The 12,737-nt window shown below is 70.6% G+C and carries 12 protein-coding genes and 2 pseudogenes; 3 read left to right on the top strand and 11 right to left on the bottom strand.

Annotated features, from left to right (window positions below; all coding sequences use genetic code 11):
• Positions 1–98 precede the first annotated feature (98 nt).
• Positions 99–307 (bottom strand): annotated as a pseudogene (locus GAS53_RS46780) (transposase); the annotation flags it as partial.
• 34 nt (positions 308–341) lie between these two features.
• On the opposite strand from GAS53_RS46780, the pseudogene GAS53_RS46775 reads away from it, so the two are divergent.
• Positions 342–1,226: pseudogene (locus GAS53_RS46775) on the top strand (RNA-guided endonuclease TnpB family protein); the annotation flags it as partial.
• A gap of 114 nt (positions 1,227–1,340) precedes the next feature.
• Here GAS53_RS46775 and GAS53_RS46770 read toward each other — a convergent pair.
• The 8 genes from GAS53_RS46770 to GAS53_RS46735 all read right to left on the bottom strand — a co-directional run bounded on the left by GAS53_RS46770 (position 1,341) and on the right by GAS53_RS46735 (position 10,235).
• Complete coding sequence (locus GAS53_RS46770; RefSeq protein WP_151483885.1) at positions 1,341–1,682, bottom strand: DUF4326 domain-containing protein; 342 nt, start codon at positions 1,680–1,682, stop codon at positions 1,341–1,343.
• Between the two features lie 188 nt (positions 1,683–1,870).
• The gene (locus tag GAS53_RS46765; protein ID WP_151483884.1) at positions 1,871–2,653 is read right to left on the bottom strand and encodes an SGNH/GDSL hydrolase family protein; all 783 of its coding nucleotides are present in this window, start codon (positions 2,651–2,653) and stop codon (positions 1,871–1,873) included.
• 112 nt (positions 2,654–2,765) lie between these two features.
• Complete coding sequence (locus GAS53_RS46760; RefSeq protein ID WP_151483883.1) at positions 2,766–3,779, bottom strand: hemolysin family protein; 1,014 nt, start codon at positions 3,777–3,779, stop codon at positions 2,766–2,768.
• Positions 3,776–5,134: a hemolysin family protein gene (locus GAS53_RS46755; RefSeq protein WP_151483882.1), complete on the bottom strand. Its 1,359-nt coding sequence runs from the start codon at positions 5,132–5,134 to the stop codon at positions 3,776–3,778. Before GAS53_RS46755 ends, GAS53_RS46760 begins: the two co-directional genes overlap by 4 nt.
• 174 nt (positions 5,135–5,308) lie before the next feature.
• Positions 5,309–5,734 (bottom strand): GNAT family N-acetyltransferase, encoded by a 426-nt coding sequence (locus tag GAS53_RS46750; RefSeq protein WP_151483881.1) that lies wholly within the window; start codon positions 5,732–5,734, stop codon positions 5,309–5,311.
• A gap of 90 nt (positions 5,735–5,824) precedes the next feature.
• The gene (locus tag GAS53_RS46745; RefSeq protein ID WP_151483880.1) at positions 5,825–6,712 is read right to left on the bottom strand and encodes an LLM class F420-dependent oxidoreductase; all 888 of its coding nucleotides are present in this window, start codon (positions 6,710–6,712) and stop codon (positions 5,825–5,827) included.
• Positions 6,713–6,822: 110 nt separating this feature from the next.
• Positions 6,823–9,393: an ABC transporter permease gene (locus GAS53_RS46740; RefSeq protein WP_151483879.1), complete on the bottom strand. Its 2,571-nt coding sequence runs from the start codon at positions 9,391–9,393 to the stop codon at positions 6,823–6,825.
• Positions 9,394–9,404: 11 nt separating this feature from the next.
• A complete protein-coding gene (locus tag GAS53_RS46735) occupies positions 9,405–10,235 on the bottom strand; it encodes an ABC transporter ATP-binding protein (RefSeq protein ID WP_151483878.1) in 831 nt (276 codons plus the stop codon).
• 199 nt (positions 10,236–10,434) lie between these two features.
• Here GAS53_RS46735 and GAS53_RS46730 point away from each other — a divergent pair, with 199 nt between their 5' ends.
• Both GAS53_RS46730 and GAS53_RS46725 read left to right on the top strand, forming a co-directional pair.
• Positions 10,435–10,662 (top strand): antitoxin, encoded by a 228-nt coding sequence (locus tag GAS53_RS46730; RefSeq protein ID WP_151483877.1) that lies wholly within the window; start codon positions 10,435–10,437, stop codon positions 10,660–10,662.
• A gap of 49 nt (positions 10,663–10,711) precedes the next feature.
• Positions 10,712–11,050, top strand: coding sequence for a fic family toxin-antitoxin system, toxin component (locus GAS53_RS46725; RefSeq protein WP_151483890.1), 339 nt, complete (start codon positions 10,712–10,714; stop codon positions 11,048–11,050).
• 17 nt (positions 11,051–11,067) lie between these two features.
• Here GAS53_RS46725 and GAS53_RS46720 read toward each other — a convergent pair whose 3' ends face one another.
• A complete protein-coding gene (locus GAS53_RS46720) occupies positions 11,068–11,775 on the bottom strand; it encodes a class I SAM-dependent methyltransferase (RefSeq protein WP_151483876.1) in 708 nt (235 codons plus the stop codon).
• Positions 11,776–12,019: 244 nt separating this feature from the next.
• The gene (gene bioD / locus GAS53_RS46710) at positions 12,020–12,736 is read right to left on the bottom strand and encodes a dethiobiotin synthase (RefSeq protein WP_151483875.1); all 717 of its coding nucleotides are present in this window, start codon (positions 12,734–12,736) and stop codon (positions 12,020–12,022) included.
• Position 12,737 lies beyond the last annotated feature (1 nt).

Genomic DNA, 12,737 nt, shown 5'->3' with positions numbered 1-12,737 from the left:
CGCAACTACCTGGCATTTCTCGGACTCGCCGCAGCCCTGTGCTGTTACAAGAGACTCGTCCGCCTCACCACGTAGGACACGGTCTAAGGGAAGTTGAGGGGAGCGTAGCGCCGCAGTGCCCTTGCGTCCGCTGTCTCGCCGTTGAACTCGGCCTCGAAGTCGCTGCACACGTCCCGCATGATCTCCTCGCACCGCTTCAGCATGGCGTCGGTGAGGCGCCGCGCCGGTACTTGGTGACAAAAATCGAGTGGACGTGCAGGTTGTAAACGACCTCACTTCCCGTGCATACAGCGGGACTTGATTCCAGCGTGGCGACATAAATCAAGCGCTACAGTGACCGCATGGCTACGGATCGTGTGCAGGTGAAGCGGCAGTTCGGGCATCGTGCCTGGCTGGCACTGAACCCTGCGCAGATCCGGCTCATCGATGCCCAGGCGCACGCCGCCCGCACCTCGTGGAACCTGCTGCACGACTGGTGGATGATGCTGCCCAAGGACAAACGGTCCCTGGCCGCGGCGGACGCTGCGATCCGCCAGGCCCGCCAGGACCTCGACTGGCTCGCTGTCCTTCCCGCGCAGGCCGCTCAAGCGGTTCTCAAAACGTACGTCCAGGCGTGGAGGAATTGTTGGGAGGGCCGAGCCGAGGCGCCGGCCTTCAAGTCCCGCATCCGCTCCGTGATGAGCGTGGACATCCCGCAGGGCCGGGACCTGAACATCGTCCGTGTGCACCGCCGCTGGGGCATGGTCAACATCCCCAAGGTGGGCCGGGTCCGCTTCCGCTGGACCAAGGACCTTCCTGTGGGCAAGCGGGCTGACAAAGAGAACCGGGTCACCGGCGCACGCCTGGTGAAGGACGCCCTGGGCTGGCACATCGCCTTCCGCATCCAGACCCTCCAGGCCGTGCCCGAGTCCCACCAGGGCACCGAGGTCGGCATCGACGCCGGGGTGAACCTGCCCCTGGCCCTCTCCGACGGCAACCACTTCGACCACGGCCGCCCCGCCCGCCTCCCGGACGGCACCGCCGACCGCGACAAGTGGCTGACCGACCATGAGAAGGCCACACTCCTGCGCCTGGAACAGCACGCCGCGCACCGCAAGAGCTTCCGCCAACCGGGCGAGCGCAGCTCGAACCGGCTGCGTCACACCTACGACCAGATCAAGCAACTCCGCGCAACAGCCACGCGCCGAGCCGTCGACTGGCAGCACAAGACCACCACCCGCATCGCCGAGCAGTGCACACAGCCACAGCGGCACCGCGGGCGGCTCATTTGGCGGAAGCTACGAGAGCGCGTCACGAGGCCGTGAGCCCGCCCCGGCGCTCCGCGGTCCCGCCCCGGCGATCTACGATCCCGCGTCGGCGAGCTCCGCCAGGATGTCGCCGTGGCACAGCTCCGGCGCGCACCAGCAGGCCAGCGTCTTGCCGCGCAGCTCGGGTACGAGGGCGAGGAGCTCGGGGCGTTCGACGAGGTACGCCCGGTACTTGGCCATGACCTCGGCGCGGGTGCCGTCGCGCTTCTTCGTCGGGGTGTCGTAGGCGAAGGGGTTGTAGAGCGGGTGCTGGGGGAGGTCCCAGTGACCCATGGTCCAGCGGCGGCCGATGTAGACGAGGTCGTCGGGGGCGTGCTCCAGGCGGGGACCGAATTCCTGGATATGGCCCTTGAGGTTGATCACGGTGGTGGTCACGCGGGTCTCCCTTCGCGCTGCGGGGCGCCGAGCCCGATCATGCGACGCCAAGGGCGCGTACGCCACCGGCAGGGTCCGAATTCACCGGTCGCCTCAGCCCACTCAACCGACTCAGTCGAACTCAGCCGACTCTCAGGACCTACGCGCCGGTCCTCCCGTACGGACACACCCCGCCCGTCTTGTAAGGCTTACGCCCCCGGCCCCTCGTACGGCAGCAGCTCCGGCCGCTTGGCCGGGCGGCCGTCGCCCGAGGAGCGGCCGGTCAGGCGGCGGCCGATCCACGGCAGCAGGTACTGGCGGGCGAACCGCGCGTCGGCGGTCCGGCGGGCGACCCAGCCGGGCGGGGCGGACGGCGGCATCGGCGTGCGCCACTCGGTGTCCTGCGCCTCGTAGCCGAGCGTCTGCCACACCGCCTCCGCGACCCGGCGGTGCCCCTCGCCCGTCAGGTGCAGCCGGTCCACGTCCCACATGCGGGGATCGCCGAGGGAGGGCGCTCCGTAGAGGTCGACCACGAGCGCGCCGTGCCGGGACGCGAGGTCGTCGACGCAGGTGAACAGCTCCTCCATGCGTGGGCGGAACCGTTCCAGGACCGGGCCCTGGCGGCCGGGGCTGCGCATCAGGACGAGCTGTTTGCAGGCCGGGGCGAGGCGCTCCACGGCTTCTTCGAGGAGCCCGCGGACCCGCCCCATGTCGCACTGGGGCCGCAGTGTGTCGTTCAGCCCGCCCACCAGCGTGATCACGTCGGGCTGCATCGCCGCCGCCACGTCCACCTGCTCGGCGACGATCTGTCCGATGAGCTTGCCGCGTATCGCGAGGTTGGCGTACCGGAAACCGGGCGTCCGAGCGGCCATCCGGGCCGCGAGAAGGTCGGCCCAGCCGCGGTACGAGCCGTCGGGGAGGAGGTCCGACATGCCCTCGGTGAAGGAGTCGCCGACCGCGACAAGACTGGTGTAGGTGGCATTCGTCTGCATGGCGGAAGAGATGATATCCCGTGCACATACCCACCGGTCTGCCGCCCGGAGCACACCCCGGGAGCCCCCAGGCCCGGCCGCCGAACCCCAGGCCCCGTCGCCCGAACCCCTCTCACACGGGCTGCCCGAACAACTCCCTCAGCACGTCTTCCATCGTCACCAGCCCGGCCAACAGCCCGTCCTCGCCCAGCACCGCCGCCAGGTGCGTGCGGCTCCGCCGCATCGCCGTGAGCACGTCGTCCAGTGGCGTGGTCTCCCGCACGCGCGCGATGGACCGCATCTCCTCGACCCGGAACGGCAGATCACGCGGCAACGCGTCCAGCGCGTCCTTGACGTGCAGGTAGCCGACGATGCGCCGCCCGTCGTCCACGACGGGGAAACGGGAGAAGCCGGACTCGGCGGACAGGGCCTCCAACTGCTCGGGCGTGACGCCCACGCGCGCGTAGACGACGCCTTCCAGTGGAAGCACCACGTCCCGTACCGGCCGGCGTCCCAGTTCCAGGGCGTCGTGCAGCCGCTCCTGGGCGCGGTCGTCGATGAGCCCGGCGTCGCTGGAGTCCTTGACCAGCCGGGCGAGTTCCGTGTCCGAGAAAGTCGCGGACACCTGGTCCCGCACGTCGACCCGCAACAGCTTCAGCAGCCCGTTCGCGAACGCGTTGATCGTGAAGATGACCGGCCGCAGCGCTCGCGACAGGCCGACCAGCGGCGGGCCGAGCAGCAGCGCCGAGCGCACCGGCTCGGCGAGCGCGATGTTCTTCGGCACCATCTCACCGAGGAGCATGTGCAGATATGTGGCCAGGGAGAGCGCGATCACGAACGAGATCACGTGCCCCGTGCCGGTCGAAAGACCCACCGCGTGGAACACCGGCTCCAGCAGATGCGCGATCGCGGGCTCCGCGACCACACCCAGCACCAGCGTGCACAGCGTGATGCCGAGCTGCGCGGCCGCCATCAGCGCGGACACATGCTCAAGACCCCACAGCACGCTGCGCGCCCGCCGGTGTCCCTCCTCGGCGTACGTCTCGATCTGGCTGCGGCGCACCGAGATCATCGCGAACTCGGCGCCCACGAAGAAGGCGTTCACGACGAGGGTCGCCAGACCGATCAGCAGTTGTACGGCGGTCATCGCGCGCCCCCTCCCGCAGAGCCTGCGGAGCCATGGGAAGAGGCATCCTCAGGACCCGGCGCGTGCATCAGCACCCGAGCGGCCCGCCGCCCCGACGCGTCCACCACGTCCAGCCGCCACCGGGCGACCTCGACCGTGTCCCCCTCGACGGGGATGCGCCCGAGCACGGTCGCGATCAGGCCCGCGAGCGTCTCGTAGGGCCCGTCCGGCGTGCGCAGTCCGACACGGGCCAGCCGGTCGATGCGGGCGGAGCCGTCGGCCGAGTACAGCGTGCGGCCGTCGTCGTCCGTGCCGGCCGGGGCCAGGTCGGGGGTCTCGTGCGGGTCGTGCTCGTCGCGTACCTCGCCGACGACCTCCTCGACGATGTCCTCCAGGGTGGCGACCCCGGCGGTGCCGCCGTACTCGTCGATGACGACGGCCATCGTGCGTTTGCCGGACAGCCGGTCCAGGAGCCGGTCGACGGTGAGCGACTCCGGAACGAGCAGGGGTTCGCGCATCAGCTGTGCCACGGAGGTGCGGGCCCGGTGCTCGGCGGGCACGGTGATGGCGTCCTTGATGTGCGCGACGCCGACGACCGAGTCGAGGTTGCCGCGGTAGACGGGGAAGCGGGACAGCCCGGTCGCCCGCGTCGCGTTCGCCACGTCCTCGCAGGTCGCCTGGACGTCGAGGGCGATGACCTGGACGCGTGGTGTCATCACGTTCTCCGCGCTGAGGTCCGCGAGGTTCAGGGTGCGCACGAACAGCTCGGCGGTGTCCGCCTCCAGGGCGCCCTGTTTCGCGGAGTGCCGGGCCAGGGCGACCAGTTCCTGCGGGCCGCGGGCGGAGGCCAGCTCCTCGGCGGGCTCGATGCCGAAGCGGCGTACGACACGGTTGGCCGTGTTGTTGAGATGGGTGATGAACGGGTGGAACAGCGCGCTGAACCAGCGCTGCGGCGTCGCCACCCGCTTGGCCACGGCGAGCGGCGAGGAGATCGCCCAGTTCTTGGGCACCAGCTCGCCGACCACCATCAGGAAGACGGTCGACAGGCCCGTACCGATGACCAGCGCGACGGACGAGGTCGCGGACCGCGGTACACCGACGGCCTCCAGCGGACCCGCGATCAGCTTGGCGATGGACGGCTCGGCGAGCATGCCGACGATCAGGTTGGTGACGGTGATGCCGAGCTGCGCGCCGGAGAGCTGGAAGGTGAGGTTCCGTACGGCCTTGAGGGCGCCCGGGGCGCCGACCTCGCCGCGCTCGACGGCCCGCTCCAGCTCGCTGCGCTCGACCGTGGTCAGCGAGAACTCCGCCGCGACGAAGGCACCGCAAGCCACTGAGAGCAGTACTGCCACGCCGAGGAGGAGCAGTTCTGTCATCGGGTCACCTCCGTCCCATGATCGGCCAGGGGCGGGGACATCGCGCGATGTCGGCGCGGCGGGACGCCACGCCGCCGGCTACCGGGAGGCTCGCCCATGGGCGGACGCTCACACCCTTCCTGGGGGACGACCTGATCCCTCAAGAGTAAGGATCAGCGGAGCCCCGCGCTTCGGTCACTCGACCAGCGGCTTCACCCAGCGCCGCCAGTGCTCCTCGGGTGTGTACCCCGCCGCGCGCCACGCATGGTGCGCGGTCTCGTTCCGGCGCAGCACCATCGCGTCGCCACGGCGCCCGCCGAGCCGTACGAAGCGCTCCTCCGCCGCGGTGAGGAGCGCCGAACCGATGCCCTGGCGCCGCCGCGCCGGATGCACGGCCAGCCGGTACAGATGGCAGCGCCAGCCGTCGAAGCCCGCGATGACCGTGCCCACGAGCTCCCCGTCCAGCTCGGCGAGGATCAGGGCTTCGGGGTCGCGGGCGACGAGCCGCTCCACGCCGTCCCGGTCGTCGCTGATGCTCGTGCCCTCGGCGGCGGTCTTCCAGAAGGCGAGAACGGCGTCGAGCTCGTCGGGCGCGGCGGCCCTTGTCCGAAGATCACTCATGCCCCGATCCCATCACGAGCCCCGTGCACGGACACCGAATTCCACGATCCGGACAGGTACCGGACACGGACCGAAGCCGTCAGGACGGGGTCACTCGCCCTGGAGCCCGGCGATCACCGTCCCGAACGCCTCCATGTACGGCTCCAGCACCGTCAGATAGGAGAACCCGTACCGCTCCCGCACGCCCCGCACCTGCTCCCTGATCTGCTCCAGCGTGCCGACCAGGACGATCGGCAGCTCCAGGATCTGTTCCTCGGTGAGATGCGGTACGTGGGGCAGCAGCGGCTGGATCGCGGCCTGCGGGTCGTCGGTGATGACGACCATCTGGACGAGCAGGTTCAGTTCGGCCGGTTCGGCGCGGTCGGCGGCGAGGCGCAGGTAGGCCGCCACCCGCTCGTCGATCTCCTCCGCGGTGAGCGGCTCCAGCGTTCCGGTCGTGCTGCCCGGTACCGAGCGCGCGGCGGTGAAGGCCGCGATGTCTGCGTGCTCGGCGGTCAGCCGAAGCATCCGGTCGCCGTTGCCGCCGACGAGCAGCGGCACCCGCTTCTGCGCGGGCTGCGGCTGATACTCGCTGGAGCCGAGCAGGCGGTCCAACTCCTCGACCGTACGCACCAGATGGTCCACGCGCTCGCGCGGCGAACCGTACGGCAGTCCGGCCGTGTCGTGCTCGGCCTGTACGTATCCGGTGCCGAGCCCGAGTTCGAGGCGGCCGCCCGTGAGCGCGTCGGTGGTGGCGACCTCGCGGGCCAGCAGCGCCGGGTTCCAGAAGCCGGCGTTGAGCACGAACGTGCCCAGGCGTGGCCGTTCCGTCGCCTCGGCGGCCGCGACCAGCGCCGGGAAGGGCGCGACCATGCCGAGATGGTCGGGGACCAGGATCACGTCGTAGCCGAGTTCCTCGGCCCGGCGGCACTTGGCGCGCCATTCGTCGGAGGGGGCGGGGGTGACCAGACTGGCACCGAAACGGAAGGGGCGCGGCATGAACTCTCCTCACCTGTAAGCGACTTGAGCCTGTACGCACTGTTGAGAACGTACGCATGTGAGTACGCGCTCTTGAGTCCGTACGCATGTGAGTGCGCGCTGTGAGTCCATCACTCGTGAGCGATGGCCGCCAGCACATTCATGCGCGATGCACGCAATGCGGGCAGCAGCGCCGCCACGATGCCCACGACGGCCGATCCCACGACGACCGCGACGAGGGTGGTCCACGGGATCGCGAGCGCCTTCATCCCCTGCAGGGCGAGGACTTGCTGCACGCACACACCCCACACGAGCCCGAGCGCCAGCCCGAGGACCGCGCCGAACACGGCGATCACCACCGACTCCAGCCGGATCATCCGCCGCAACTGCCGCCGGGCGAGCCCGATCGCGCGCAGCAGCCCGATCTCGCGGGTGCGTTCCACGACCGACAGGGCAAGGGTGTTGACCACGCCGAGCACCGCGATGACGATCGCGAGGCCCAGCAGGGCGTACACCAGGTAGAGCAGTACGGCGATCTGATCGTGGATCAGCTTCTTGTAGTCGGCCAGGTCGCGTACCTGTACCTGCGGATACGGGTCGAGCGTCTTGTCGAGGTTCGAGCGCAGGGTGTCGGCGGAGGTGCCCGAGGACGCGTTCACGTACAGCGCGGAATCCTGCCCGCCCGGCACGTACTTCTCGATCGTCCCGAAGCCGAAGAACAGCCCGCCCTGCGTTCCGAATCCCTCGGCGGCGTCCTGGTCGGTCAGCGCGGCCACCGTCAGTTCGGTCCGCTGTCCGGCGGGGAACTCGACGGGGATCGTGCTGCCGACGCGTACGTCGTGGTCCTTGGCGAAGGTGGCGTCCATGGCGATGTTTCCGTCCGCGAGCGCGGCGGCCGTGTTCCCCTGGGCATACGTGATGCGGGCGACCTCGTCGAGTTGCGGCTGGTAGCCCGCCGCGGTCGTCTCGACGCGCTTGCCGTCCGGCAGCCGGACGGCGACCGGCGTGAACCGCTGCCGTACGACGAGTCCCGCGCCGTCCGTGGCCTCCACCTTCTCGGTGATCTCCTGCGGGAAGGGAAGGAAGTTGCTGTTCTGCACCACGAAGTCGGCGCCCAGCGTCTTGTCGATCTGCTCGTCGAAGGACTTGGTCATGGACGCGCTCGCCACGGACATTCCGCCGACCAGGGCGAGGCCCACCATCAGGGCGGCAGCGGTGGCACCCGTGCGGCGCGGGTTGCGCAGCGCGTTGCGCTGGCTCATCCGGCCGATCGACCCGAACAGGGCCGGGAACGCGCCGCCGAGGACCCGGATCACCGGGCGCACGAGCAGCGGCCCGGCGATGACCGTCGCGATGAGCGTCAGGACGACGCCGAGTCCCAGCAGGGAAGCGGCGGATCCGGTCTCCGTGGCCGTCACGCAGCCCACAAGAGCGGCGGCTCCCAGCGCGCCGACGATCAGTCCCACCACGGCACGCACGCGCAACGGCCGCCCGACACCGGCGATTTCGGCGTCGACCAGCGCGGCCATCGGCGACACACCGGCCGCCCGCCGGGCCGGCAGGTACGCCGCCACGAAGGTCACGCCGACGCCGACGACGTACGCCGAGACAGGCGTCGGCCACCCGATGACCATCTCGGCGGTCTTGAGATTCATGCCGAGCAGGCCCATGAGCTCGATCAGCCCGATCGCGAGCCCGATCCCCGCGGCCAGACCCAGTGTCGAGCCCACCAGGCCCAGCAGCGTCGCCTCCGTGAGCACGGACCGGCGCACCTGCCTGCGGTCGGCGCCGAGGGCGCGCAACAGGCCCAGTTCGCGGGTGCGTTGGGCGATCAGCATGGAGAAGGTGTTGACGATCAGGAAGACCCCGACCAGTACCGCGATACCCGCGAAGCCGAGCATCACGTACTTGATCACGTCGAGGAATCCGCCGAGTTGGGCCGCGGCGGTCTCGGCCTGCTCGTCGGCCGTCTCCAGCTCATAGGTGCCGGGGCCCAGTTCGGTGGCGATGCGCTGCTTGAGCTGGGCGTCGCTGACGCCCTGGTCCGCGTCCACCTGGATGCTGGTGGCGACGCCCTCCTTGCCCAGCAGCTTGGTCTCCGCGACCGCCGGGTCGAGGAAGACCAGCGCGGCGCCCGGGTTGGTGGTCTTGAAGGTCGCGATGCCGACGACCTCCACCTTGAAGGAGCCGGGCTGTGCGATCACGGTCAGCGTGTCGCCGATGTCCACGTGCTTCTTGTCGGCCGTGTCCGCGTCGAGGAGCGCCTGGCCGGGCCCGCGCGGGGCGTGACCGGAGGTCAGCTCCACGGGGCTGCGCTCGGTGACGTACCAGTCGCCGGCGATGGTGGGCGCGCCCGTGGTCGGGCCCACCGACTCGTTGTCGCTGTCGACGACGGTGACGTTCTCGACGGACACGTCCGCACGCGTGCGGGCTACCCCGTCCACCGTCGCGATGCGGTCCACGAGGCTTGTCGGCACCGTCTCGATGGCCCCGGAGGGGATCTGCGAGTCCAGGTCGTCGTCCTTCGGGCCCACGGTCACGTCGGCCGACGTGGACGCGAAGAGCCGGTCGAAGGTACGGGTGACGGTGTCCGAGAAGATCAGGCTGCCCGCGACGAACGCCACGGACAGGATGACGGCCAGCGCCGAGAGCAGCAGCCGGCCCTTGTGCGCGAGGAAACTCCGGAGTGTCGCCTTCAGCACGACGGCCTGCCTCAGTCCTGGTCGGGGGCGATGCCCTGGTCGGGGGCGGCGTCGCCGTCGAACGTCCCGCGGATCGTGTCGAACCTCTTCATGCGTTCCAGCACCGCCTCCGCCGTCGGTCGGGCCATCTCGTCCACGATCCGCCCGTCCCCGAGGAAGAGCACCAGGTCGGCGTGTGCGGCGGCACCCGGATCGTGCGTGACCATGACGACGGTCTGCCCCAGCTCGTCGACCGCGTCCCGCAGGAAGCCGAGGACTTCGAGGCCCGCCCGTGAGTCGAGGTTGCCCGTCGGCTCGTCCGCGAAGATCAGCTCGGGGCGCGAGGCGAGCGCCCGGGCACAGGCGACGCGCTGCTGCTGACCGCCGGAGAGCTGGGCGGGCCGGTGCCCCAGCCGGTCGCGCAGGCCGAGGTTGTCGATCACCTGGTTCAGCCACTTCTCATCGGGCTTCTGGCCCGCGATGTCCATGGGCAGCGTGATGTTCTCGGCCGCGTTCAGCGTCGGGATCAGGTTGAACGACTGGAACATGAAGCCGATCCGGTCCCGGCGCAGCTGGGTCAGCTCGCGCTCCTTCAGGCCGGTGATCTCGGTGTCGCCCAGCCACACCTGTCCGGCCGAGACGGTGTCGAGCCCCGCCAGACAGTGCATCAACGTGGACTTCCCGGAGCCCGAGGGGCCCATGACCGCCGTGAAGCGGCCGCGCGCGATGTCCACGTCGACCGAGTCGAGGGCGAGCACGGTCGTCTCGCCCGAGCCGTACGCCTTCGTCAGGCCGCGGGCGCGGGCCGCGATGCCCTCGGCGTCCGTGCGCCCGAGGGCTTGCTCCGCAGCTGCTGTGGACAAGGCCGCCTCCTAGGTGGGACTCCGGTGTCCGCGGGCGAGCCTAGTGTGATGCGGGGCACACTCGGTATCCCCCCGAAGTCCCGGGCCGGTCTCCGTCGCAGGTCGGTGACCCCGGAGATCCGTGTAAGGGGCACCCTTAAGGGGATGGCTGCGCCCGGCCCTCTTGCTGCTGCTAGCACTTTGGCGCTAGCTTCTCGGTATGGCGAAGACCCAATTGAACGTACGCGTGGACGAGGGCACCGCCCGGGCCGCGCGCGAACGCGCCCTGGCCCGCGGGATGAGCGTCAACCGCTACATCGAGGAACTGGTCAGACAGGACACCGGAGAGGCCGGCCACACCTTCGTGGAGGCCGCCGCCGACTTCATGAAGCAGTACGAGTCCGTCTTCGCCGAGGAGTTCGGCGCGGAGCGAGAAGGCCGTCGCTGAGCTCTTGAACGAACCCCTGAACCTCAGAGTCGACCTCGCCTGGCTCCTCATGGTCGCCGAACAGAAGACACCGGGAGACCCCCAGGTCACCGACTGGGGAGCTCTCGTCGCCGCGGTCAGCCGGCACGAGGCGAAGATATTCGGCGTCCCCGTCTACGACACCCCGCACACCCGCGCCGCCGCGCTGCTCCAGCTCCTGCTGCACGTCCCGGCACTCGAACGCTCCAACGCGATGTTCGCCATGGCCGTCGCGTACGCCTACCTCGTCGCCAGCGGCCTGAAGGTCGTCACCTCGCCCGAGCAGGTCCGCGACCTCGCCCGCCTGGTCAAGACCGGCGAGGCGACGGTGAACGACATCGCGCGCGAACTGCGCCAGTGGAGTCTGTAAGGCTCTTTCCGGCTGCGCTAGCTCTTGAGGTCGGGGCGCCGCGCGGTGCCCAGCACGCAGTACGAACTCGGCGTCCGCAACCCCTTGTCGGGCACCAACAGCCGCCGGTACGGCCCCAGTTCGTACCCGGCGTCCCGGATCGCGCCGACCGGGTCCCGGCTCACGTGGCAGCCGCCGAAGAGCAGCGGCCACACTGTGCGGTCCAGCACGCGCTGGCCGACGGTCATCGCGCGGCCGCCGCCCCTTCCGTGCTCGAAGAACCGCAGCTCACCGCCCGGGCGCAGGACACGGCGGATCTCGGCGAGGGCCCGCGGCAGGTCTCGTACGCTGCACAGCACCAGCGACACGACGGCCGCGTCGAACGCCTCGCTCTTGACCGGCAGCGCCTCCGCGACCCCCGGCGCCACGTCGACGGGCACATCGGCGCGCAGCGCCGCCGTCACCGCCAACTGCCGCAGACGGCGTTCGGGTTCGATGGCGACGACCTCCGAGACCGTGCTCGGATAGTGCGCGAAGTTCAGCCCGTTCCCCGCGCCGATCTCGATGACCCGGCCGGAGAGCCCGGCGAGCAGCTCGTCGCGATGGACACCGATCGCGGGCTCGGCCGCCACGCTGAACTTGGCGTAGAAGCGGGCGAACAGCGGGTGGTGGACGGGGGCCGGGGCCAGTTTGCCGGTCTTGGTGGTTCCGCCGGTTTTGGTGGTTCCGGTGGCGCGTAGTCGCATGGAGGACCTCCCCTAGGGGTCGGGGCCTACCGCGATTGTCCCCCGGGACATCCTCGCTCACCCGTTCGTTGCCCGGTTCTCGCGACACGGCCGCCGTCCTGTGGTCCCGGCCGCGCACGGCGTCGTTGTGGACGACGCGGGCGCACCCGGACGTCCACGCCGGCGCACGGGCCTGACCCGGCTCCGGGTACAGGCGAAAGCCGTACCGGAGCTGGGGCCGAGGTGAGCGTGCTGAAGGGCTCGCTCAGGGGGCGTGCGCCGCAGTGAAGGCGGCCGCGTTCCAGCTGCCACCCAGTGCGGGTGCCAGCCAACGTCCCGCGTGCGCACGGAAGTCGGAGATCGGACAGGTCCCGACCCCGGCGGGCAGCGCGCCGAGCAGGGGAACCCCGCTCACCGCCGGGAGGTCCGCGAGATTGCAACGCGCGGCCAGATCGGGTGAGTCGGGCCAGCTGCCGACCACCAGACCCGTCAACTCCAGTCCACGACGGCGCAGTTCACGTGCCGTCAGTTCCGTGGTGTTGAGGGTGCCGAGACCCGCCGACACGACCACGAGCACCGGAGCGTCCAGGAGCCGCGCGGCGTCCGCGAGCGTGCCGCCCTCGTCGTCGAACCGTACGAGCAGCCCGCCCGCCCCCTCGACCAGCACGAGGTCGTGCTCCGCGGCCAGCTTGCCCGCCGCCTCGGCCACTTCGTCCGGACGCACCGGCGCGAGACCCGCCCGCCGGGCCGCCGTGGCGGGAGCCAACGGCTCGGGATAACGGGCGAGTTCGACCGCGGTCACCGCGCCCGCGAGCCGTGCCACCTCGTCGGCGTCCCCGCGCTCACCCGGCAGCACACCGGTCTGCGCGGGCTTGAGCACGGCCACGGACCGCCCGGCCGCGACGGCCGCCGCGGCGACGGCCGCGGTCGTCACGGTCTTGCCGACCTCCGTGCCCGTCCCCGTGATCACCAGTACCGACATC

It is taken from the genome of Streptomyces albicerus (assembly GCF_008905045.1).
GTDB classification, from domain to species: Bacteria; Actinomycetota; Actinomycetes; order Streptomycetales; family Streptomycetaceae; genus Streptomyces; species Streptomyces albicerus.
This window is presented reverse-complemented; position numbering and strand designations above follow the sequence as displayed.